The organism is Staphylococcus sp. FSL W8-0774 (assembly GCF_038006785.1).
GTDB classification, from domain to species: Bacteria; Bacillota; Bacilli; order Staphylococcales; family Staphylococcaceae; genus Staphylococcus; species Staphylococcus pasteuri.
Genome location: NZ_JBBOVW010000001.1, coordinates 1,093,020 through 1,117,456 on the forward strand (window position 1 = coordinate 1,093,020; position 24,437 = coordinate 1,117,456).

Sequence of the window (24,437 nt, forward strand, 5' to 3'; positions counted from 1 at the left end):
TAGCATGTCTTTAAGAGATGAAGCATTAGAAATGCATAAAAAGAATCAAGGTAAATTAGAAGTAACACCTAATGTCAAAGTTACAAACAAAGATGAATTAAGTTTAGCTTATTCACCTGGTGTAGCCGAACCTTGTAAAGAAATACATGAAGATAAAAGAAAAGTTTATGACTATACTATAAAAGGTAATACAGTTGCTGTAGTAACAGATGGTACTGCTGTTTTAGGATTAGGGAATATCGGTCCGGAAGCAAGTATTCCAGTTATGGAAGGTAAAGCAGTATTATTCAAAAGTTTTGCTGGTGTTAATGGTGTTCCAATTGCGCTTAATACAACAGATACTGATGAGATTATTAATACTGTAAAATTACTTCAACCTAACTATGGAGGCATCAATTTAGAGGATATTTCAGCGCCGCGTTGTTTTGAAATTGAGGAAAGATTAAAAAAAGAAACTAATATTCCTGTTTTTCACGACGATCAACACGGTACAGCTATTGTAACTACAGCAGGCTTGATTAATGCCTTAAGAATTGTAGATAAAGATTTAGCCGACATTAAAGTTGTCCTCAACGGAGCTGGTGCAGCAGGTATTGCAATTGTAAAACTGTTATATTCATACGGTGTGAGAAATATGGTTATGTGTGATTCTAGAGGTGCCATATTTGAAGGCAGAAGTTATGGTATGAATGATACTAAAGAATATGTAGCTAAGTGGACTAATAAAGACAAAATAGAAGGCGAATTGAGTGAAGTTATTCAAGATGCAGATGTCTTCATTGGTGTTTCTATTGCAGATTTATTATCTAAAGAAATGGTAGAAAGTATGGCTAAAGATCCAATAATCTTTGCAATGGCTAACCCTAACCCAGAAATCAATCCTAATGATGCTAAAGAAGCTGGAGCTAAAGTAGTTGGAACAGGTCGTTCAGATTATCCTAACCAAATCAATAACGTATTAGCATTCCCTGGTATTTTTAGAGGTGCTTTAGATACTGAGGCAACACATATTAATGAAGAAATGAAAAAAGCTGCCGTAGAAGCTATTGCAGACTTAATTCAAAGTGATGAATTAGAGCCAAATTATTGTATTCCTGGTCCATTTGATAAACGTGTAGCGCCATCTGTAGCTAGAGAAGTTGCTAAAGCGGCTATGGAATCAGGTGTTGCTAGAATTGAAGTTGACCCACAAGATGTGTATGTTAAAACAATGAAATTAACAGACTTAAAATAATTATAGTTGTAATGAGAGTGGGAGATTAATAAACATGTCATACTAAAAAAATAGTTGTATATGTTTTAAGAAAAATGTAAAACGGTATCGTTTTAACTAGGTTAAAGATGATAATATACCTAATCATATTCAAAAGTAGTTTTATATTTTTCTCTCTCACTTTTGTTATAATTTATTCATTTTATACATAACAATATAATCTACATGAAAAAATTAAGCCTAATAAGGGTCAAAGGTTTTTGGAGGTTTCCCTATGTTTAAAGATTTTTTTAATCGAACAAAGAAAAAGAAATATTTAACGGTTCAAGACTCAAAACAAAATGACGTACCAGCAGGAATCATGACTAAATGTCCAAAATGTAAAAAAATTATGTATACCAAAGAATTAGATGAAAACCTAAATGTATGCTTTAATTGTGACCATCATATTTCTTTATCTGCATATAAACGCATTGAAGCGATTTCTGATGAAGGTACATTTAATGAATTTGATAAAGGGATGACTTCTGCAAATCCATTAGATTTCCCTGGATACATTGAAAAAATTGAAAAAGATCAGAAAAAAACTGACTTAAATGAAGCTGTAGTAACAGGTACTGCCGAATTAGATGGTGTTAAGTATGGTGTGGCAGTTATGGATGCTCGTTTTAGAATGGGAAGTATGGGGTCAGTTGTTGGTGAGAAGATTTGTCGAATTATTGATTTTTGCACAGAACAACGTTTACCATTTATTTTATTCTCTGCCAGTGGTGGTGCCCGTATGCAAGAGGGTATTATTTCTTTAATGCAAATGGGTAAAACAAGTGTTTCACTAAAGAAACATTCAGATGCAGGTTTACTTTATATTTCTTATATCACTAATCCTACTACAGGTGGTGTATCTGCTAGTTTTGCATCAGTTGGTGATATCAATCTAAGTGAACCAAAAGCACTAATAGGCTTTGCAGGACGTCGAGTAATTGAACAAACAATTAATGAAAAATTACCTGAAGATTTCCAAACAGCAGAATTTTTATTAGAGCATGGTCAACTAGATAAAGTGATACATCGAAAAGATATGAGAACTACACTTGCTAATATTTTAAATCTACATCAAGAGGTGAGAAACTAATGCTTGATTTTGAAAAGCCACTTTTTGAAATAAGAAAGAAAATTGATTCATTAAAAGAATCTCAAGAAAAAAACGATGTTGATTTGCAAGAAGAAATCGATATGTTAGAAGCTTCTTTAGAACGCGAAACTAAAAAAGTGTATACAAATTTGAAACCGTGGGATAGAGTTCAAATTGCAAGGTTGCAAGAAAGACCTACGTCATTAGATTATATACCAAAGATTTTTGATTCATTTATAGAATTACATGGCGATCGTAATTTTAGAGATGACCCAGCAATGATTGGTGGTATTGGTTATTTAAATGGTAAAGCTGTTACTGTAGTTGGACAGCAAAGAGGTAAAGATACCAAAGATAATATTTATCGTAATTTTGGTATGGCACATCCAGAAGGCTATCGAAAAGCATTACGCTTGATGAAACAAGCAGAAAAATTTAACAGACCTATTTTTACATTTATTGATACTAAAGGAGCGTATCCTGGTAAAGCAGCAGAAGAAAGAGGACAAAGTGAATCAATTGCTACCAATTTGATTGAGATGGCCTCACTCAAAGTGCCTGTCATTGCAATAGTCATCGGTGAAGGTGGTAGTGGTGGTGCGCTAGGTATCGGTATTGCTAATAGAGTATTAATGCTTGAAAATAGTACATACTCTGTTATATCTCCTGAAGGAGCTGCTGCATTATTATGGAAAGATAGCAATTTAGCCAAAATAGCTGCAGAAACAATGAAAATTACGGCGAATGATTTACACCAACTTGATGTTATAGATGACGTAATTAAAGAACCTTTAGGCGGTGCGCACAAAGAAGTTGAAGAACAAGCTCAAACTATTAAAGAGGCTTTTGTGGCACATTTAGATGAATTAGAAAAACTTAATAAAGATGAATTAGCAGAAGATCGTTTTAATAAATTTAGAAATATTGGATCTTATGTAGAATAAATATTAGATAGAGTGATAGTTAAAATGAAGACTATTGCTCTATTTTTATTATTGTTAATATAAAATTCATAATTAAAAACGTTTACATCTACATAAGTACTTTCTTTTGATGGAAGAAGTAAAAAATTTATGGTAATTTAGAGTTGAAGATAAAACTAGATATAGGAAGGTATGTCGTCATGAAGAAAATTGCAGTTTTGACTAGCGGTGGAGATTCACCGGGGATGAATGCTGCTGTTAGAGCAGTTGTACGTACAGCAATTTACAATAATATTGAAGTTTATGGTGTATATCATGGTTATCAAGGTTTAGTTGAAGACGATATTCATAAACTTGAATTAGGCTCAGTTGGAGATACAATTCAACGTGGTGGGACATTCTTATTCTCAGCAAGATGTCCAGAATTCAAAGAAGAAGATGTACGTAAAGTAGCAATCGAGAATCTACGTAAAAGAGAAATTGAAGGTTTAGTAGTAATCGGTGGAGACGGAAGTTACCGTGGTGCTCAACGCATTAGCGAAGAGTGTAAAGAAATACAAACAATCGGTATTCCTGGAACGATTGATAATGATATTAACGGTACTGACTTTACTATTGGATTTGATACTGCGCTTAATACAATTATTGATTCAGTCGATAAAATTAGAGATACAGCTTCAAGTCATGCTAGAACATTTATCGTTGAAGTAATGGGACGTGATTGTGGTGACTTAGCACTTTGGGCTGGCTTATCTGTTGGTGCAGAAACAATTGTTGTACCAGAAGTTAATACAGAAATTAAAGAAGTGGCTGAGAAGATTGAACAAGGAATTAAACGAGGTAAAAAGCATTCAATCGTTATGGTTGCTGAAGGTTGTATGAGCGGACAAGAATGTGCTGAAGAATTAAGTAAATATATAAATATTGATACTAGAGTGTCAGTATTGGGTCACATTCAACGTGGCGGTAGCCCATCTGGTGCTGATCGTGTATTAGCATCACGATTAGGTGGACATGCGGTTGAATTATTAATGAGTGGTGAAACAGCTAAAGGTGTTGGTATTAAACATAACCAATTAACTGCGACACCATTTGATGAAATCTTTGGTCATTCTGATCATAAATTTGATAAACAAATTTACCAACTAGCTAAAGAGTTATCTATATAAATTTCAGGAGGATTATAAAATGAGAAAAACTAAAATTGTATGTACTATTGGACCAGCATCTGAATCAGAAGAAATGATTGAAAAATTAATTAACGCTGGTATGAACGTGGCACGTTTAAACTTTTCACATGGTAGTCATGAAGAACATAAAGGTAGAATTGATACAATTCGTAAAGTGGCTAAACGTTTAAATAAAACTGTAGCTATTCTTTTAGATACTAAAGGACCAGAAATTCGTACTCATAACATGAAAGATGGCGTTATCGAATTAGAAAAAGGTAAAGAAGTTATTGTAAGTATGAGTGAAGTAGAAGGTACACCTAAAAAGTTCTCTGTAACTTACGACAACTTAATTAATGATGTACAAGTAGGATCATACATTTTATTAGACGATGGTTTAGTAGAATTACAAGTTAAAGATATTGATCATGATAATGGTGAAGTAAAATGTGACATTTTAAACACTGGTGAACTAAAAAATAAAAAAGGTGTTAACTTACCAGGTGTTAAAGTAAATTTACCAGGTATCACTGATAAAGATGCTGATGATATTAGATTCGGTATCAAAGAAGATGTAGACTTTATCGCAGCAAGCTTTGTTCGTCGTCCAAGTGACGTATTAGATATCCGTGAAATCTTAGAACAAGAAAAAGCTAATATTACAATCTTCCCTAAAATTGAAAACCAAGAAGGTATTGACAATATTGAAGAAATTCTTGAAGTATCTGATGGTTTAATGGTTGCTCGTGGTGACATGGGTGTTGAAATTCCACCTGAAAAAGTACCTATGGTTCAAAAAGATTTAATTAGAAAATGTAACAAATTAGGTAAACCAGTTATTACTGCAACACAAATGTTAGATTCAATGCAACGTAACCCACGTGCAACACGTGCAGAAGCTAGTGACGTTGCAAATGCTATTTATGATGGTACAGACGCAGTAATGTTATCTGGTGAAACAGCTGCAGGTTTATATCCTGAAGAAGCAGTTAAAACTATGAGAAACATTGCAGTATCTGCAGAAGCAGCACAAGATTATAAAAAATTATTATCTGATAGAACTAAATTAGTTGAAACTTCACTAGTAAATGCTATTGGTATTTCAGTAGCTCATACAGCTCTAAACTTAAATGTTAAAGCAATTGTAGCTGCAACAGAAAGTGGTTCAACTGCACGTACTATTTCTAAATATCGTCCACATTCAGATATTATTGCTGTTACTCCTAGTGAAAAAACAGCTCGTCAATGTGCGATTGTATGGGGTGTTTATCCTGTAGTTAAAGAAGGACGTAAGAACACAGATGCATTATTAAATAATGCAGTAGCAACTGCTGTTGAAACAGAAAGAGTACAAAATGGTGACTTAATCATTATTACTGCAGGTGTTCCAACAGGTGAAAAAGGTACAACAAATATGATGAAAATCCATTTAGTTGGTGACGAAATTGCTAAAGGGCAAGGTGTTGGCCGTGGATCAGTTGTAGGTACTGCTATTGTTGCTGATTCAGCAAGTGATTTAAAAGATGTTGATTTAAGCGACAAAATCATCGTTACAAACTCTGTAGATGAAACATTAGTACCATATGTAGACCAAGCTATCGGTTTAATTACAGAAGAAAATGGTATTACATCACCTAGTGCAATCGTTGGCCTTGAAAAAGGTATTCCAACAGTTGTAGGTGTTGAAAATGCTACTAAAGAAATTAAAAATGATATGTTAGTTACTGTAGATGCTGCAAACGGTAAAGTATTCGAAGGTTATGCTAACGTACTATAATATATAAAATTATCGTCTAGATAATTGAAAATGCAAAAAGGATTGTAACAACTAAGTATTTTAACTTGGTAGTTACGATCCTTTTTAATATGTATAGGTAAATTAAAATAAAATAATTATACAAAAAAGTCAGTAAATGAATTTATAAAACTCATTTACTGACTCTTTTAAGTTTAAAACTCAACTCAATGATAAATTAATCATTCAGTTTTTGAGATTCTTTTTTATATCTCCAATACATGAAACCTAACAATATGAACCATAAAGGCGTTAAGTAAATTGCACGTCTAGTTGTTTCATTAACAAATAATAACCCAAATACTAAGATGAAGAATATTAAAATCACATAGCCCATATATTTACCACCAGGTAATTTATATATAGATTCTTTATGTAATTTTGGATTCTTTCTACTGTAATTAATATAAGCGACAATAATTAATGCCCATACGATTAAGAATAATACAGTCGATAAAGTAGTAACATAAGTAAATACTAATGTTGCATCTGGGAAGATATAATTTAATAATGCTGCAATTAGTAATAATGCTGATGAACCAATGATTGCTACATGAGGCACACCATTTTTATTAGTTTTACTAAAAGCAGGTGGCGCTTGCTTTTTATCTGATAAACCAAATAACATTCTACTATTTGAGAATATACCACTATTACAAGATGACGCTGCTGCAGTTAATACTACAAAGTTGATTAATCCAGCTGCAAATGGAATACCAATTAAAGTAAATAACTTAACGAATGGACTGTTATCAGGATCAACCTTATCCCAAGGAATAATTGACATGATAACAGCTAGGGCACCTACGTAAAATACTAGAATACGAATAGGTACACTATTTATTGCCTTAGGAATTGTTGATTCAGGATCTTTTGTTTCACCAGCAGTTACACCTATCATTTCTATACCAACGAAAGAGAATACTGCCATTTGGAATGACATAAAGAAGCCTGATGCACCTTTAGGGAATATTCCATGACTATATAAATTAGTTAAACTTGCATGACCAAACTGAGTTTTGTATGCAAATAAAATCATGACGGCACCTACAACAATTAAACCTAAAATAGTGACGATTTTAATGATAGAGAACCAAAATTCTAATTCTCCAAATAATTTAGCACTAAGCAAGTTAAATGACATTAGAACTAAAACGCAAAATAATGCGCTTATCCAATTGGGAACTGCAGGGAACCAAAAACTAACATATTTAGCTACAGCAGTTACTTCTGCCATACCTGTTATAATCCAACATAGCCAATAAGTCCAACCTGTAACAAATCCAGCAAATGGTCCAATGTATTTGTTAGTTACGTCTGCAAAAGATTTAAAATTAGTATTTTGAATTATAATTTCGCCTAACCCACGCATAAACATGAAAAGCATGAATCCAATAAAGATATACGTGAGTAATATTGAGGGACCCGTCATAGCAATCGTTTGTCCAGCACCCAGGAATAATCCTGTCCCAATAGCGCCACCGATGGCAATTAATTGCACATGACGATTGCTCAATTCTCTTTGTAGATTTTCAGCCATAAGACCTCTCCCTTACTTTTTATATAATTATATTATGCACTTATATTGGTTTTTATACAATTCATTTAATAAAAAAGTGTCGAAATACACTGCCTTATAATTAGAAATTTGTAATCATACACGATAACCAAATAAAAACTTTCTTATCTATTTAGAATCTCATACAAATTTATGTTTTGAAATACTGATATAAAGCCATTTCAAGAGCTATTCGACCATAGTGAAACCATTGGGCAATAGTAATTATTCATGATTTAAGAGATTTATTTGTTTCACAAAATCTTAATAATTAGCTATAATACTATTTGAAAGCCATTTCATAAAGAAATAGTAAAGGGGAAATTTATCATGGCAGAATTACAAAGAGGTTTGGAAGGGGTAATTGCAGCTGAAACTAAAATCAGTTCAATTATAGATAGCCAATTAACTTATGCAGGATATGATATTGATGATCTTGCTGAAAATGCCCAATTCGAAGAAATTATTTTTTTATTATGGAATTATAGACTTCCAAATAAAGAAGAACTACAAGAACTTAAGTCTAAATTATATGAGTATATGACTCTAAATCCAAGAGTATACAAACACTTTGAAGAATATGTAACTGATAAAGTACATCCAATGACAGCTTTACGTACTTCAGTTTCATACATTGCTCATTTTGATCCAGATGCTGAAGATGAATCTGATGATAAGAAATATGAAAGAGCTATTCGTATTCAAGCAAAAGTAGCTTCATTAGTAACTGCATTTTCACGAGTACGTGAAGGTAAAGAACCACTTAAACCAAATTCTGATTTAAGTTATGCAGCGAACTTCTTATATATGCTTAAAGGTGAACTACCTACAGATATCGAAGAAGAAGCATTTAATAAAGCATTAATCTTACATGCTGATCATGAGTTAAACGCATCTGCATTTACTGCTCGTTGTGCAGTATCTTCATTATCAGATATGTATTCTGGTATTGTTGCTGCTGTAGGTTCATTAAAAGGACCTTTACATGGTGGTGCTAATGAACGTGTAATGGCAATGTTACAAGAAGTAGGTTCTTTAGATAATGTAGACAAGTATTTAGATGAAAAATTTGCTAATAAAGAAAAAATTATGGGATTTGGTCACCGTGTATATAAAGAAGGAGATCCACGTGCCAAATATTTACGCGAAATGAGTAGAAAAATCACTGAAGAAACTGGTAAAAGTGAATTATATGAAATGTCATTAGCTATTGAAAAACGTATTAAAGAAGAAAAAGGATTAATTCCAAATGTTGACTTCTTTAGTGCTACTGTATATCACAGTATGGATATTCCACATGACTTATTCACACCAATTTTCGCAGTAAGTCGTACATCAGGCTGGATTGCGCATATCTTAGAACAATATAGAGATAATAGAATTATGCGTCCAAGAGCTAATTATATTGGTGAAACTGATCGCAAATATCTACCTATTGAAGAAAGATAATTAATCATTTATATTGTAAAATGAATTTTATTAAAATTACTTGGAGGTCAAATGTATGACAGCAGAAAAAATTACTAAAACTAACGACGGTTTAAATGTACCTAACGAACCAATTATTCCGTTTATTATTGGTGACGGAATCGGACCAGATATTTGGAATGCAGCTAGCCGCGTGATTGACGCAGCAGTTGAAAAAGCTTATAACGGTGAAAAACGTATTGAGTGGAAAGAAGTACTAGCTGGACAAAAAGCATATGACAATACTGGAGAATGGTTACCTAAAGAAACTTTAGATACAATTAAAGAATATTTAATTGCTGTTAAAGGTCCTTTAACAACTCCAATCGGCGGAGGTATTCGTTCATTAAACGTTGCTTTAAGACAAGAGTTAGATTTATTTACATGCTTACGTCCTGTACGTTGGTTCCAAGGTGTACCATCACCAGTTAAACGTCCACAAGATGTTGATATGGTTATTTTCCGTGAAAATACAGAAGATATTTATGCTGGTATTGAATTTAAAGAAGGTACTCCAGAAGTTAAAAAAGTAATTGATTTCTTACAAGACGAAATGGGCGCAACAAATATTCGTTTCCCTGAAACTTCAGGTATTGGTATTAAACCAGTTTCAAAAGAAGGTACTGAAAGATTAGTAAGAGCGGCGATTCAATACGCTATCGATAATAATCGTAAAGCAGTAACTTTAGTTCATAAAGGTAATATCATGAAATTCACTGAAGGTTCATTCAAACAATGGGGTTATGATTTAGCTCATAACGAATTTGGTGATCAAGTATTTACTTGGCAACAATATGATGAAATTGTTGAAAAAGAAGGTAAAGACGCTGCTAATGAAGCACAATCAAAAGCGGAACAAGAAGGTAAAATTATTGTTAAAGATTCAATCGCTGATATCTTCTTACAACAAATTTTAACTCGTCCTTCAGAACATGAAGTAGTTGCTACAATGAACTTAAACGGTGACTATATTTCAGATGCATTAGCTGCACAAGTTGGTGGTATTGGTATCGCACCAGGCGCTAACATTAACTATGAAACTGGTCATGCTATTTTCGAAGCAACACATGGTACTGCTCCTAAATATGCTGGATTAAATAAAGTAAATCCATCATCTGAATTATTAAGTTCAGTATTAATGTTAGAACATTTAGGTTGGCAAGAAGCTGCTGATAAGATTACAGAATCTATCGAAGCAACAATTGCTTCTAAAATTGTTACTTATGACTTTGCACGTTTAATGGATGGTGCAAAAGAAGTTTCAACTTCAGAATTTGCTGATGAATTAATTAAAAACTTAAAATAATAAGATACAAGAAAAGACGGATTGGGAAACCAATTCGTCTTTTTATTAAGATTTTGTAAATTATTAGTTTTTAATATCATTTCTTATAAAAAAATGATAGCTTAATTAATGAAAAGACAATATTTTTCATATATTAGCTTAATAAAAGCTTTGTATTAATTTAATTGTTAAGTTTATGTAAATTTGATGTATAGGTATATTATTTCTATTTAAACATCAGTTATAATAAACATGTAATTTAAACGGGGAGGCACACCATGTCACAAAAAGTATTAGTCGTTGACGATGAACAATCAATCGTTACTTTACTCAAATATAATTTAGAAACAGCCGGATACATAGTAGAAGTAGCCTATGACGGTGAAGAAGCATTACAAAAAGTTGAATCATCTCAACCGGATTTAATTGTATTAGATGTTATGTTACCTAAAAAAGATGGTATTGAGGTTTGTAAAACGATTAGATCTGATAAAAATTTAGTACCTATTCTTATGCTAACAGCTAAAGATGATGAATTTGATAGAGTGTTAGGTTTAGAACTTGGTGCTGATGATTATATGACTAAACCTTTCTCACCAAGAGAGGTAGTGGCAAGAGTGAAGGCTATTTTAAGACGCTCTCAATTTGTAAATGAAATAGAACAGAGTGAAGGCGATGAGGAAGATATCATTATCGACTCTATTCGAATTAGACCAGAATTTTTTGAAGTTTATAAAGATGATGAATTATTAGAATTAACGCCTAAAGAATTTGAGTTATTACTTTATCTGATTGAACGACAAGGACGAGTAATCACTAGAGAGCATATGTTAAATTCTGTGTGGAATTATGAGTTTGCTGGCGATTCACGTATCGTTGATGTTCATATTAGTCATTTAAGAGACAAATTAGAAGAAAACCCTAAACAACCTAAATTAATTAAAACTGTACGAGGATTAGGATATAAATTGGAGCGTCCTAAAAGATAATGTTAAAGTTTTATCATCGCATATTACTTTTAATTAGTACTATCACAATCATTAGCTTTATAGGTTTGGGTGCTATTGTCCACAACATGATTTATCAAACATTAACTCAAAGTCAGACTAAAGAACTTGAAAAAGAATCACGCAACTATATTAGTATGTATAATAGTGATAAACAGAATGAAATTAAAAATATTGCAAACAATCAAGAAAATTTAATTGTCATTAAGAAAAATGAAAAAACTATTTTTACAACTGATAAAAATAGTTCATTAGATGGACGGATAGATAACGAAGCAAATCCTTCCAATTTAATTCATAAAAATACAAAACTAGGGTTAAAATATACATTTAAAAGTCAAATTGGAGATAAAACTGTATACATAAGTGGTATTAATGATGAAATAATAGATTTACAAAAAGAAATGTGGAAGTACTTATCAATTGTAGGGATTATAGTATTAATCACTGAATATCTAGCAAGTAGAAGTATTCATCGTACATATATAAGACCTATTAATGAAGTAACCTATGCAACTTCTCTTTTAGCTGATGGCCATTATCATGTACGTGTACCAGAAAGTAACGTTAAAGAAACAAAAGCATTATTTGTTACAACAAATGAACTCGCAAGACGTTTACAAAAATTGAATAACAGACAAAAAATACAATCTAATAGACTGAAAACAACTTTAGAAAACATTCCTAGTTCTGTACTTATGATAGATAAACATGGAGATATAGTTGTAGCTAATTCAGCTTATTATGAAGTGTTTAGTCCTGAACAAAGTGTTGAAAATAAAAGTTATATTGGTTTTATTAACGATCCAATTGAGAAATTAATACTAGAAAGTTTTAGAACAGAGAAAGTTATTTATGAACAAATTGAAGTAGATATCAATAACGTACATACAAAGTATTTTGATGTTTCTTGTGTACCGATACTCTCAAAATCTAAAAAGAAACTTCAAGGTATGGTAGTTGTATTACATGATATTACTAATATCCAAAAATTGGAGAATTTGCGTCGTGAATTTGTTGCTAATGTGTCACATGAACTTAAAACGCCTATCACTTCAATTAAAGGGTTTGCAGAAACGCTAATAGAAGGCGCTAAAAATGATGAAGAATCATTAAATATGTTCCTAAATATCATTTTAAAAGAATCAAATAGAATTGAGTCACTTGTGATGGATTTACTAGACTTATCGCATATTGAGCAACAAACAGATATCGCAACCAGTTATTTAAATCTTTCTGAACTAGCTTATACAACAATTGAACATTTACAAAATCAAGCACAAAGTAAAAATATCGACATCATACCAGAAATAGAAAATGATGTTATTTTTAAAGCGAATGAAGATAAAATAGCTCAAGTTATAACTAATTTATTATCTAATGCAATTAACTATTCAACAAATGATAGTGAAGTAATTGTAAAGGTATATCGTCAAGGTAAGAAAGTAAATTTACAAATTCAAGATTTTGGTATAGGAATTACTCAGGAAGAACAAAAGCATATTTTCGAAAGATTTTATAGAGTAGATAAAGCTCGAAGTAGAGATTCTGGAGGCACTGGTTTAGGTTTATCTATAACTAAACACATTGTCGAAGCACATAATGGTAGAATTAGTGTTGATAGTCAATTAAATAAAGGGTCTACATTTAAAGTATCTTTTATTGATGAAGATTAAATCAATTATAATGAAACATCCTAATGTGGGTTAACGCTCATATTAGGATGTTTTTTAATATGTAGAAATAGCAGAAACTGAATAACGGTACTTAATATTTATTGACAGTACCTTGTTTATGATAAAATATATTTAAATATGTGCTGGAGGTTTAGATAGTGAATAAATTAGTATTAATTGATGGTAATAGTTTAAGTTTTAGAGCATTCTATGCTTTGCCATTACTTTCAAATAAGGCAGGCATACATACAAATGCAGTATATGGCTTTGCAATGTTACTAGAGAAAATTCTAAAAGAAGAACAACCCAATCACTTTTTAGTGGCGTTTGACGCAGGAAAGACAACTTTCAGACATTCTAAATATAGTGAATATAAAGGTGGAAGACAAAAAACGCCACCAGAACTAAGTGAGCAATTCCCATACATCCGTCAATTATTGGACGCTTACCATATTAAAAGATATGAGTTAGAAAATTATGAAGCCGATGATATTATAGGAACATTGAGCCGCGAAGCTGATGAAGCTGGCTTTGAAACGATAATTATTACCGGCGATCGAGATTTAACTCAACTTGCTACTGATCATGTAACTATTTACTATACAAAAAAAGGTGTTACAGATGTTGATCATTATACTCCAGAGTTTATTGCAGAAAAATATAATGGTTTAACACCTAACCAAATTATTGATATGAAAGGTTTAATGGGTGATACATCTGATAATATGCCAGGCGTGGCAGGTGTTGGTGAAAAGACAGCGATTAAGCTACTTAATCAATTTAATACTGTAGAAGGTGTATACGATCATTTAGATGATGTATCAGGTAAAAAATTAAAAGAAAAGCTCGAAAATAGTAAAGAAGACGCTTTAATGAGTAAAGATTTAGCTACAATTAATATTGAAAGTCCAATTGAAGTTAAATTAGCAGATACTAAAATGGATTCTGAAGTAGATGAATCAGATAAAATTGAGCTCTTTAAAAAGCTAGAATTTAAGCAACTACTTGCAGATATTGGAGATGTAGAGGCTACTGAGGAACAGAAAGATAAGGAATTTGATATTGAACCAAATTTTGAACATGTTGATTTTTCAAATTTAGAAGAAGCAATCATTCATTTTGAATTAGAAAATAGTAACTACTTAAGAGATAATATCCTTAAGTTTGGTTTCCATACTGGAGATTTACATGTTGTTATTGATGCAAATGAAATTTCACAATATAAAAATTTAGTACAATGGTTGGAAAATCCTAATACAAAGAAAATAGTATACGATGCTAAGAAAACTTATTTTGTTGCTCATAGATTAAACATTGACATACAAAATATTGAATTTGACGTAATGCTAGCGAGTTATATTATAGATCCATCTAGAACAATTGACGATGTGAACTCAGTAGTTACACATTACGGTCAACATTATGTTCAAGATAATATAACGATTTATGGTAAAGGTAAAAAGCATCATGTTCCTGACAATGCTATTCTTAATAAGCATGTGGCATCGATTATAGAAGCTATTTTTGCCTCTAAAACTGAAATGGAAAGTCAGTTAAAAGAATACAACCAAGTATCTCTTTTAGCAGATATAGAATTACCTTTAGCCCGTATTTTAAGCCAAATGGAAGAAATAGGTATTTATACTGATGCAAAAGATTTACAACAAATGGAAAAAGAAATTCAAGAAAAATTAGATATACTAATTAAAAACATACATGAAGCTGCTGGAGAAGAGTTTAATATCAATTCACCAAAACAGTTAGGTGTAGTATTATTCGAGACACTTCAATTACCAGTAATTAAAAAAACTAAAACAGGCTATTCAACTGCAGTTGATGTTTTAGAACAATTACAAGGGCAACATCCAATAATCGATTATATTTTAGATTATCGCCAGTTATCTAAGTTACAATCGACTTATGTTGAAGGGTTACAAAAAGTAATCAGTGATGACAAACGTATTCATACACGTTTTAATCAAACATTAGCTCAAACTGGAAGATTATCTAGTATTGATCCTAATTTACAAAATATACCAGTCCGTCTAGAAGAAGGTAGAAAAATTAGAAAAGCATTCAAACCTACGTCATCTGATAGTGTTATTTTATCTGCCGACTATTCACAAATTGAATTAAGAGTACTAGCTCATATTACTCAAGATGAAAGTATGAAAGAAGCATTTATAAATGGACATGATATTCATACAGCGACTGCTATGAAAGTGTTTGATGTAGAAGCGGACGAAGTAGACAGTCTGATGAGAAGACAAGCAAAAGCTGTTAATTTCGGAATCGTTTATGGTATTAGTGATTACGGATTGAGTCAAAGTTTAGGTATAACTCGTAAAAAAGCAAAAATCTTTATCGATGATTATTTAGATAGTTTTCCTGGTGTGAAACAATATATGTCAGATATTGTTAAAGATGCTAAAGCACAAGGCTATGTAGAAACACTATTACATCGCCGTAGATATATTCCAGATATTACAAGCCGTAACTTCAATTTAAGAAGTTTTGCGGAAAGAACTGCTATGAATACGCCAATCCAAGGTAGTGCTGCTGATATTATTAAACTTGCAATGGTTAAATTTGATGAAGAAGTACAGTCAACCAATTATCACGCAAAATTATTATTGCAAGTACACGATGAATTGATATTTGAAGTACCAAAAGAAGAAGTAGATTCATTTAGTCAATTTGTTGAAGATACTATGGAATCAGCACTTGATTTAGATGTGCCTTTAAAGGTAGATTCTAGTTATGGTGAAACTTGGTATGACGCAAAATAAAGGAAGGTATTAATATGCCAGAATTACCTGAGGTAGAACATGTTAAACGAGGTATTGAACCATACGCCATTAATACAATTATTGATAAAGTAAAATTCTCAGAAAGTGTTATTAATGGAAAAAAGAATGGTAGAGAAACCATAATCAAGGGAATCGAACTTGATAGTTTTAAACGTTTAACTGAAGGATATAAAATTATAAAAATCGACAGAAGAAGTAAATACATCGTCTTTTATATTCAACAAAATGATGAGAATCGTATTTTAATTAGTCATTTAGGTATGGCTGGTGGATTCTTCATTGTAGATGATTTAGAACAAATTACTGCACCTAATTATCGAAAACATTGGCAAGTGATATTTGAACTAAACAATGGCAAAAAATTAGTTTATTCAGATATAAGACGTTTTGGAGAGATAAGAAATGTTAGCAGTTTTGAGTTCTATCCATCATTTTTAAAAATAGCTCCAGAACCATTTGATGATGATGCATTACAACATTTTTTAGATTGTACAAATAAAAAAAGTTATATTAAAAAACCGATTAAACAGGTTATTCTAGATCATAAAGTCATTTCTGGTTGTGGAAATATTTATGCTTGTGAGGCTTTATTTAGAGCAGGTATAAAACCACATCGACTAACTCAAAGTTTAACTGACCAAGAAAAAGAAATGGTATTTTATCATGTTCGTTCAGTACTAAATGAGGGTATAAAATACGGTGGTACCAGCATTTCGGATTATCGACATGCTGATGGAAAAACAGGTGAAATGCAGCTACATCTTAATGTATACAAACAAAAATATTGCAAGGTATGTGGGCATCCAATCGAAACTGAAGTCATTGCATCAAGAAATAGTCACTATTGCCCGACTTGTCAGAAATAAAGGAAGCGTGAAAATATGTCAAAAGTAATAGGACTTACTGGTGGTATTGCATCAGGCAAATCTACTGTATCTGAATTATTAACTGCATTTGGATTTAAAGTGATTGATGCAGATACAGCTGCAAGAGAAGCAGTTGCTAAAGGTACAACAGGTTTAGAAAAGGTAAGAGAAACATTCGGAGAAGAAGCTATCGATGAAAATGGTGAAATGGATAGGAAGTATATGGGAGACTTAGTCTTTAATAATCCTGATCAACGATTAGTGCTAAATGAAATTGTACATCCGATTGTTAGAGAAATTATGGATGAAAAAAAACAACAATATATTGAAGAAGGCCATAATGTCATAATGGATATCCCGCTTCTATTTGAAAATGAATTACAAGATACTGTAGACGAAGTATGGCTTGTTTATACTTCTGAAAGTATTCAAATTGATCGTTTAATGGAGCGAAATGACTTAACCCAAGAAGAAGCAAAAGCACGTGTTTATAGTCAAATTTCTATAGATAAAAAAAGTAGAATGGCTGACCATGTCATTGATAATTTAGGAGATAAATTAGAATTAAAGCAAAATCTAGAGAAATTACTTAGCGAACAAGGTTTCATAGAAAAGTAAATTATCATTTTAAACTCAATGTCTTTTAAGGGCATTGAGTTTTTATTTTGATAATGTTTGCTTATTACATATGATTATAAAAATATTTTGTAAAGTTTAAGTAAACGCTTTCAAAATGATGTTATTATGTTATACTAATGCCATAAAGTATAACATATAAATAAATGATCAAGGGGTGCTTTAAATGGCGACAAATATTGCAATTAATGGAATGGGTAGAATTGGTAGAATGGTGTTAAGAATTGCTTTACAAAATGATAACTTAAATGTAAAGGCAATTAATGCTAGTTACCCACCTGAAACAATTGCACATCTTATCAATTATGATACAACACATGGTAAATATAATGAAAAAGTAGAAGCTATTGAGGATGGTATTAGATATAAGGACCAAGACATTAAATTAGTTTCAGATAGAAATCCTGAAAATTTACCATGGAAAGACTTAGATATAGATGTTGTCATCGAAGCGACTGGTAAATTTAATCATGGTGATAAAGCAATCGCACACATTAATGCAGGTGCTAAAAAAGTATTATTAACTGGACCTTCTAAAGGTGGACATGTACAAATGATAGTTAAAGGTGTCAACGACGATAAATTAGACGTAAATGAATTTGACATCTTTAGTAATGCATCTTGTACAACAAATTGTATCGGACCAGTTGCCAAAGTTTTAAATGATGAATTTGGTATAGTAAATGGTCTAATGACTACAGTTCACGCTATTACGAATGATCAAAAAAATATTGATAACCCACATAAAGATTTACGCAGAGCGCGTTCATGTAATGAAAGTATCATTCCGACTTCAACTGGTGCAGCAAAAGCATTAAAAGAAGTGCTACCTGAAGTTGAAGGTAAATTACATGGTATGGCTTTAAGAGTACCAACTAAAAACGTATCACTTGTGGATTTAGTTGTAGATTTAGAAAAAAATGTTACTGTTGATGAAGTAAATCAAGCTTTCAAAAATGCTAATCTAGATGGTGTGTTAGATGTAGAAACTGAACCACTTGTTTCAGTAGATTTCAATACTAATCCAAACTCTGCTGTTATTGATGCACAATCAACAATGGTTATGGGAGATAATAAAGTTAAAGTAATTGCTTGGTATGATAATGAATGGGGTTACTCAAATAGAGTTGTTGAAGTAGCTGAACAAATTGGTAAATTAATTGATTCACAAAGTGCAGTAGAAGCAGTTTAAAATTGGTAAAAATAAATATATTGAAGCTGTCAATCAAATCCAAACATAAGGATTAGGTTGGCAGTTTTAATTTTTTATAGAAAGCTTTAGAATAATAATTTAGATGTTTCTATTTTCATTAGACAAATTGTTAAATGAAGAGAAATTTAAGTATATTTGTTTTCATTTTTAAGTTAATATAGCCACTTTTTAAAAATAGGTTACACATTTTGAACCATTTATCTCAAATGCGCTTTCTTTTTTTAACGTATGATTTTATAGTATAATTGAGAATAATTAAAATAGAAAAGGGTGACAATTATGAAATGCCCAAAATGTAATTCAACGCATTCTAGAGTAGTCGATTCTCGTCACGCAGACGACGCAAATGCAATTCGTCGAAGAAGAGAATGCGAAAATTGTGGTACAAGATTCACAACATTTGAACATATAGAGGTAAGTCCTTTAATTGTAGTAAAAAAAGACGGAACAAGAGAACAATTTTTAAGGGAAAAAATATTAAACGGTTTGGTTAGATCATGTGAAAAACGCCCTGTAAGATATCAACAACTTGAAGATATAACTAATAAAGTTGAATGGCAACTTAGAGATGAAGGTCACACAGAAATATCATCAAGAGAAATAGGGGAACATGTTATGAATTTACTTATGCATGTTGATCAAGTATCATATGTTCGATTTGCTTCAGTATATAAAGAATTTAAAGATATAGATCAATTATTAGCTTCAATGCAAGGGATTTTGAATGATAATAAACGGAGTGATTTATAAATGGGATTACAATCCTTTGAATTTGGATTAAGACCACAAGACAGTTTTGAAGTTATACAAAATTTCCATTTAAATTCACAACATCTAGAGATACTTAATCGTCTTTTCACACCGTTAATTGGACAACAAGCCATTGGTTTATATCATTTTATGCACCAATTTTCCAATGATAATGAACAAGCTTTAACTCACTATGTAATTATGAACGAATTAAAAGAAAATTTATTAGAATTTAGAAATCAAATGGATTTACTAGAAGCGATCGGATTAATGAAATCATTTGTTAAGCATGAAGAACAACAAACTCATTTTGTTTATCAACTTGTCCAACCTCCTTCTGCATATCAATTTTTTAATGATCCTATGTTATCAGTATTTCTTTACAGTGAGGTTGATAAAAAAAGATATCAAATTTTAAAAAAGCATTTTGAACAAGAAAATAAAGATTTATCGAATTATCAACAAACGACAAGAAAATTTACAGATGTATTTCATGTTCCTAATAAAATAATAGATGTCGATACTCAAAATATACCTCAATCAGGAGAATATGCTGGTATCGATTTATCGAATGAATCATTTGATTTTGAAATGTTAAAATCCATGTTGCATAATCATTTTATTTCAAGTGAAATAGTGACTAAAGATGCTAAAGCTTTAATCATGCAACTTGCAAAACTTTATGGATTAACAGTAGATGCAATGAAACATATTATTTTAAATTCGATTACTAGTGCACAACAATTATCATTTGAAGAAATGCGTAAACAAGCTCGTTCATATTATTTAATAGAACATGATAATCAATTACCTAAATTAGAACTAAATCAGAATATTAAACAAAACAATACGGCAACACAAAATAAAGAAGATAAAGATCCTGAAAATGATACAGATGCTTGGTTAGATTTATTAGAACAAACAAGTCCTATTGATATGTTAGCTTCTTGGTCAGAATCTGAACCAACTTTGTCACAAAAAAATATGATTGAAGAATTAATTCATAGAGAGAAAATGAATTTTGGTGTGATTAATATCTTGCTACAATTCGTAATGCTTAAAGAAGATATGAAATTACCTAAATCGTATATTTTTGAGATTGCTTCTAATTGGAAGAAAAAAGGGATTACTACAGCCAAACAGGCTTATGAATATGCCTTGAAGGTAAACCAACCTAAACCAACATATGAATCAAAATCTAATTCCTATCAAGGATATAATAGAAAAAGTAAATTAGTCTCTAGAGAAAAAACACCTAAATGGTTAGAAGAAAGAGACAATCCAAATGCTGCAGAACATTCAAAAGATGAAACTGATGATCAATTTGAAAAAGATCGACAAGCATTTCTAGAACAATTAAATAAAGATTGGGAGGAGGATTAGATGGAAAGTTTTAAGCAAATTGTTGGGTCAAATAAAGATTTCGGAAAAAGAATTGCAAAAATACGTCAACAAGTAGTTAATGATCCTGACGTTAAGACATTTTTAAATGAACATCAATCAGAGATAACAAATGCTATTATTGATGAGGATTTAAATGTTTTACAAGAATATAAAGATCAACAAAAACATTATGACGGTCATAGTTATAACGAATGCCCAAATTTTGTTAAAGGTCATGTACCAGAATTATATGTAGAAAATGAACGTATAAAAATTCGTTATTTACCTTGTCCTTGTAAAATTAAATATGATGAAGAACGTCTTAATTCTCAATTAATTACATCACATCATATGCAACGTGATACATTAAACGCTAAAATAAAAGACATTTATACGACTGGACGTAATCGATTAGACTTAGCAATGCAAGTTAATGATATTTGTAAAAAATTGATTAATAACGAAGATGTTAAAGGTTTATATTTATATGGTCCTTTTGGTACTGGAAAATCATTTATTCTAGGTGCTATAGCTAACCAACTTAAGGCTAAAAAAGTACCATCTACTATTGTCTATCTGCCAGAATATATTAGAACATTAAAAGGTGGTTTCAAAGATGGTAGTTATGAAAGAAAATTACAAAGAATACGTGAAGCTAATATTTTAATGTTAGACGATATCGGAGCAGAAGAAGTTACGCCATGGGTTAGAGATGAAGTGATAGGACCATTGTTACATTATAGAATGGTTCATGAATTACCTACATTTTTCACTTCAAACTTAAGTTATGAAGAATTAGAGCATCATTTATCAATGACACGTGAAGGCGCTGAAAAAACTAAGGCTGCTAGAATTATTGAAAGAATTAAAACATTATCAACACCATATTTCTTAAAGGGAGAAAACTTTAGAAACAATTGATATTTTTAAATAATATTGTATAATGGACTTAAATCTAAATCGTTGAAACTGTTGAAGATAAGATAATTTAATCACTATTACACAGAAAGCCATTACTTGATGAGAATATGGTTAATATATTAAATTATTACTACTTTAATGTATGGCATTTGTAATGAATGCTCGGCTCAAGACCGTTATCTTATGTAGAGAAGACGTTGAATGTAATCTTTTGGTTATATTTTGACGTTCAACTAGGGTGGTACCACGACGATCTCGTCCCTGTATTAGGGGCGGGATTTTTTTATTTTCTCACATTCGTTACAACTTGATATTTATTCAATAAGTCAACGATATGATTTTCATATTTTAGGAGGTTATAGTATGGATCAAATTAATATTCAATTCCCAGATGGCAATTCAAAAGCATTTGATAAAGGCACTACTACAGAAGATATAGCGCAATCAATAAGTCCTGGATTACGTAAAAAAGCAGTAGCAGGAAAATTTAATGGGCAAATGGTAGATTTAACACGTCCATTAGAAACAGATGGTGAGATTGAAATTGTAACACCAGGTAGCGAAGAAGCTTTAGAAGTTTTACGTCATTCAACTGCTCATTTAATGGCACAAGCTTTAAAAAGATTATATGGTGACGTTAAATTTGGCGTAGGTCCAGTTATTGAAGGTGGATTATACTATGATTTTGATACTGAAGAAAAAATCTCATCTGACGATTTTGAAAAAATTGAAAAAACAATGAAACAAATAGTGGATGAAAATCATAAAATAGAACGTAAAGTTGTATCAAGAGATGAAGCTAAAGATTTCTTCAAAGACGATCCATACAAGTTAGAATTAATTGATGCGATTCCAGAGGATGAAAATGTAACATTATATTCTCAAGGCGAGTTTACTGATTTATGTAGAGGTGTACATGTACCTTCTACTTCAAAAATTAAAGAATTCAAATTACTTTCTACAGCTGGTGCATATTGGCGTGGCGATAGTAACAATAAAATGTTACAACGTATCTACGGTACAGCATTTTTCGATAAAAAAGATCTAAAAGCACATCTTCAAATGTTAGAAGAACGTCGCGAACGTGATCACCGTAAAATTGGTAAAGAATTAGACTTATTCGCAAATAATCAACTTGTAGGTGCGGGTTTTCCATTATGGTTACCAAATGGTGCTACAATTCGCCGTGAAATCGAGAGATATATCGTTGATAAAGAAGTAAGTATGGGCTATGACCATGTTTATACACCAGTTATCGCTAACGTAGATTTATATAAAACATCAGGTCACTGGGATCATTATCAAGAGGATATGTTCCCAACAATGAAATTAGATGAGACAGAAGAAATGGTACTACGTCCTATGAACTGCCCACACCATATGATGGTTTATAATAACAAACCACATTCTTATCGTGAATTACCAATTCGTATTGCTGAATTAGGTACTATGCATAGATATGAAGCTAGTGGTGCAGTATCTGGATTACAACGTGTAAGAGGTATGACATTAAATGACGCTCATATTTTCGTAAGACCTGACCAAATTAAAGAAGAATTTAAACGTGTTGTTAATTTAATTCAAGATGTATACAAAGATTTTGGATTTGAAGATTATACTTTCAGATTAAGTTATCGTGATCCAGAAGATAAAGAAAAATATTTCGATGATGACGAAATGTGGGTAAAAGCTGAAAAAATGATTAAAGAAGCTTCTGATGAGTTAGGACTTACTTATGAAGAAGCAATTGGCGAAGCGGCATTCTATGGTCCTAAATTAGACGTTCAAGTTAAAACAGCTATGGGTAAAGAAGAAACTTTATCAACTGCACAATTAGACTTCTTATTGCCAGAACGCTTTGAATTAACTTATATTGGCCAAGATGGAGAACAACATAGACCAGTGGTTATTCACCGTGGTGTTGTATCTACAATGGAAAGATTTGTAGCATTCTTAACAGAAGAAACAAAAGGGGCGTTCCCAACATGGTTAGCACCTAAACAAGTAGAAATCATTCCAGTAAATGTTGATTTACATTATGACTATGCTAGATTAATTCAAGACGAATTAAAATCTCAAGGTGTACGTGTAGAAATCGATGACCGTAATGAAAAAATGGGATATAAAATTCGTGAAGCACAAATGCAAAAAATCCCTTACCAAATAGTAGTGGGAGATAAAGAAGTAGAAAATAAAGAAGTAAATGTGCGTCAATATGGTTCACAAGATCAAGAAACTTTAGAAAAAGATGAATTCATTTGGAATTTAGTTGATGAAATTCGTTTGAAAAAACATAGATAAACTTGAAATTAACAGTCAGTTCATGTATATTACAAGGTAGTTAAAATAAAAGTTGAGTTAGAGGTTGCAATATTAAATAGTAGCTTGTCAGAAGTTGTATGGAACGAATGTTGAACAAGTCAAAGGTAATATTGCCGAAACAAACGTTAACCATAATAGACGTTTGTTGGGACAGTTGTCGAAAGAAACTGTACTGTCACTTAATGTGATGTGCTACCTAATATAGATAAAAGCAAAGTGGTTGCATATCTTAAAGGTATGTAGTCACTTTTTTATTTGCAATGATAAAGTTAATTATTGAATGAAACTAACAATTTTAACGAAAGTCATGC

At 31.5% G+C, this 24,437-nt stretch carries 18 protein-coding genes and 1 riboswitch; of the genes, 17 read left to right on the forward strand and 1 reads right to left on the reverse strand.

Annotated elements, in window-relative coordinates; all coding sequences use genetic code 11:
- Window positions 1-4: 4 nt before the first annotated feature.
- The 5 genes from NSQ15_RS05385 (at window position 5) to pyk (ending at window position 6,214) form a co-directional block, all read left to right on the forward strand.
- Window positions 5-1,234, forward strand: a complete 1,230-nt coding sequence (locus NSQ15_RS05385; protein WP_340746990.1) for an NAD(P)-dependent malic enzyme — start codon at window positions 5-7, stop codon at window positions 1,232-1,234.
- 253 nt (window positions 1,235-1,487) lie between these two features.
- A complete protein-coding gene (gene accD / locus NSQ15_RS05390) occupies window positions 1,488-2,345 on the forward strand; it encodes an acetyl-CoA carboxylase, carboxyltransferase subunit beta (protein WP_070453963.1) in 858 nt (285 codons plus the stop codon).
- Complete coding sequence (locus NSQ15_RS05395) at window positions 2,345-3,289, forward strand: acetyl-CoA carboxylase carboxyltransferase subunit alpha (RefSeq protein WP_017638219.1); 945 nt, start codon at window positions 2,345-2,347, stop codon at window positions 3,287-3,289. Before accD ends, NSQ15_RS05395 begins: the two co-directional genes overlap by 1 nt.
- 179 nt (window positions 3,290-3,468) lie before the next feature.
- Window positions 3,469-4,437 (forward strand): 6-phosphofructokinase, encoded by a 969-nt coding sequence (gene pfkA / locus NSQ15_RS05400; RefSeq protein ID WP_017638218.1) that lies wholly within the window; start codon window positions 3,469-3,471, stop codon window positions 4,435-4,437.
- Between the two features lie 19 nt (window positions 4,438-4,456).
- Entirely contained in the window at window positions 4,457-6,214 is a 1,758-nt protein-coding gene (pyk, locus tag NSQ15_RS05405; RefSeq protein WP_070453962.1) for a pyruvate kinase, read from the forward strand.
- A 196-nt stretch (window positions 6,215-6,410) separates the two neighbouring features.
- Here the strand turns inward: pyk and NSQ15_RS05410 are convergent, their stop codons facing one another.
- A complete protein-coding gene (locus NSQ15_RS05410) occupies window positions 6,411-7,772 on the reverse strand; it encodes an amino acid permease (protein ID WP_017638216.1) in 1,362 nt (453 codons plus the stop codon).
- A gap of 348 nt (window positions 7,773-8,120) precedes the next feature.
- Between NSQ15_RS05410 and NSQ15_RS05415 the strand changes: the two genes are divergently transcribed.
- From NSQ15_RS05415 to thrS, 12 genes are all read left to right on the forward strand, one after another.
- A complete protein-coding gene (locus NSQ15_RS05415) occupies window positions 8,121-9,239 on the forward strand; it encodes a citrate synthase (protein ID WP_017638215.1) in 1,119 nt (372 codons plus the stop codon).
- A 55-nt stretch (window positions 9,240-9,294) separates the two neighbouring features.
- On the forward strand, window positions 9,295-10,563 hold the full coding sequence (icd, locus tag NSQ15_RS05420; RefSeq protein WP_017638214.1) for an NADP-dependent isocitrate dehydrogenase: 1,269 nt from the start codon (window positions 9,295-9,297) through the stop codon (window positions 10,561-10,563).
- A gap of 257 nt (window positions 10,564-10,820) precedes the next feature.
- Window positions 10,821-11,531, forward strand: a complete 711-nt coding sequence (locus NSQ15_RS05425) for a response regulator transcription factor (protein ID WP_017638213.1) — start codon at window positions 10,821-10,823, stop codon at window positions 11,529-11,531.
- Window positions 11,531-13,225 carry a two-component system histidine kinase PnpS gene (gene pnpS, locus NSQ15_RS05430; RefSeq protein ID WP_124760117.1) on the forward strand — a complete coding sequence of 565 codons (1,695 nt, stop codon included), beginning with the start codon at window positions 11,531-11,533 and terminating at the stop codon, window positions 13,223-13,225. The genes NSQ15_RS05425 and pnpS overlap by 1 nt, the downstream gene beginning before the upstream one ends.
- A 158-nt stretch (window positions 13,226-13,383) precedes the next feature.
- Entirely contained in the window at window positions 13,384-16,014 is a 2,631-nt protein-coding gene (gene polA, locus NSQ15_RS05435) for a DNA polymerase I (RefSeq protein ID WP_340746991.1), read from the forward strand.
- A gap of 14 nt (window positions 16,015-16,028) precedes the next feature.
- On the forward strand, window positions 16,029-16,901 hold the full coding sequence (gene mutM, locus NSQ15_RS05440) for a bifunctional DNA-formamidopyrimidine glycosylase/DNA-(apurinic or apyrimidinic site) lyase (RefSeq protein WP_340746992.1): 873 nt from the start codon (window positions 16,029-16,031) through the stop codon (window positions 16,899-16,901).
- Between the two features lie 15 nt (window positions 16,902-16,916).
- Window positions 16,917-17,519: a dephospho-CoA kinase gene (gene coaE / locus NSQ15_RS05445; RefSeq protein WP_017638209.1), complete on the forward strand. Its 603-nt coding sequence runs from the start codon at window positions 16,917-16,919 to the stop codon at window positions 17,517-17,519.
- Window positions 17,520-17,703: 184 nt separating this feature from the next.
- On the forward strand, window positions 17,704-18,729 hold the full coding sequence (gene gap / locus NSQ15_RS05450; RefSeq protein WP_017638208.1) for a type I glyceraldehyde-3-phosphate dehydrogenase: 1,026 nt from the start codon (window positions 17,704-17,706) through the stop codon (window positions 18,727-18,729).
- 300 nt (window positions 18,730-19,029) lie between these two features.
- On the forward strand, window positions 19,030-19,500 hold the full coding sequence (nrdR, locus tag NSQ15_RS05455) for a transcriptional regulator NrdR (RefSeq protein WP_017638207.1): 471 nt from the start codon (window positions 19,030-19,032) through the stop codon (window positions 19,498-19,500).
- Complete coding sequence (locus NSQ15_RS05460) at window positions 19,501-20,883, forward strand: replication initiation and membrane attachment family protein (RefSeq protein ID WP_340746993.1); 1,383 nt, start codon at window positions 19,501-19,503, stop codon at window positions 20,881-20,883. It begins immediately after the preceding gene.
- Entirely contained in the window at window positions 20,884-21,804 is a 921-nt protein-coding gene (dnaI, locus tag NSQ15_RS05465; protein WP_017638205.1) for a primosomal protein DnaI, read from the forward strand.
- A 363-nt stretch (window positions 21,805-22,167) separates the two neighbouring features.
- Window positions 22,168-24,105: a threonine--tRNA ligase gene (gene thrS, locus NSQ15_RS05470; protein WP_340746994.1), complete on the forward strand. Its 1,938-nt coding sequence runs from the start codon at window positions 22,168-22,170 to the stop codon at window positions 24,103-24,105.
- Window positions 24,106-24,155: 50 nt separating this feature from the next.
- A riboswitch (Lysine riboswitch) is annotated at window positions 24,156-24,329 on the forward strand.
- The last annotated feature ends 108 nt before the right edge of the window (window positions 24,330-24,437 follow it).

Excerpts from the sequence above, each read along its gene's own strand:
- NSQ15_RS05385 (WP_340746990.1), top strand. The coding sequence starts at position 5 with ATGTCTTTAAGAGATGAAGCATTAGAAATGCATAAAAAGAATCAAGGT.
- accD (WP_070453963.1), top strand. The coding sequence starts at position 1,488 with ATGTTTAAAGATTTTTTTAATCGAACAAAGAAAAAGAAATATTTAACG.
- NSQ15_RS05395 (WP_017638219.1), top strand. The coding sequence starts at position 2,345 with ATGCTTGATTTTGAAAAGCCACTTTTTGAAATAAGAAAGAAAATTGAT.
- pfkA (WP_017638218.1), top strand. The coding sequence starts at position 3,469 with ATGAAGAAAATTGCAGTTTTGACTAGCGGTGGAGATTCACCGGGGATG.
- pyk (WP_070453962.1), top strand. The coding sequence starts at position 4,457 with ATGAGAAAAACTAAAATTGTATGTACTATTGGACCAGCATCTGAATCA.
- NSQ15_RS05410 (WP_017638216.1), bottom strand. The coding sequence starts at position 7,772 with ATGGCTGAAAATCTACAAAGAGAATTGAGCAATCGTCATGTGCAATTA.
- NSQ15_RS05415 (WP_017638215.1), top strand. The coding sequence starts at position 8,121 with ATGGCAGAATTACAAAGAGGTTTGGAAGGGGTAATTGCAGCTGAAACT.
- icd (WP_017638214.1), top strand. The coding sequence starts at position 9,295 with ATGACAGCAGAAAAAATTACTAAAACTAACGACGGTTTAAATGTACCT.
- NSQ15_RS05425 (WP_017638213.1), top strand. The coding sequence starts at position 10,821 with ATGTCACAAAAAGTATTAGTCGTTGACGATGAACAATCAATCGTTACT.
- pnpS (WP_124760117.1), top strand. The coding sequence starts at position 11,531 with ATGTTAAAGTTTTATCATCGCATATTACTTTTAATTAGTACTATCACA.
- mutM (WP_340746992.1), top strand. The coding sequence starts at position 16,029 with ATGCCAGAATTACCTGAGGTAGAACATGTTAAACGAGGTATTGAACCA.
- coaE (WP_017638209.1), top strand. The coding sequence starts at position 16,917 with ATGTCAAAAGTAATAGGACTTACTGGTGGTATTGCATCAGGCAAATCT.
- gap (WP_017638208.1), top strand. The coding sequence starts at position 17,704 with ATGGCGACAAATATTGCAATTAATGGAATGGGTAGAATTGGTAGAATG.
- nrdR (WP_017638207.1), top strand. The coding sequence starts at position 19,030 with ATGAAATGCCCAAAATGTAATTCAACGCATTCTAGAGTAGTCGATTCT.
- NSQ15_RS05460 (WP_340746993.1), top strand. The coding sequence starts at position 19,501 with ATGGGATTACAATCCTTTGAATTTGGATTAAGACCACAAGACAGTTTT.
- dnaI (WP_017638205.1), top strand. The coding sequence starts at position 20,884 with ATGGAAAGTTTTAAGCAAATTGTTGGGTCAAATAAAGATTTCGGAAAA.
- thrS (WP_340746994.1), top strand. The coding sequence starts at position 22,168 with ATGGATCAAATTAATATTCAATTCCCAGATGGCAATTCAAAAGCATTT.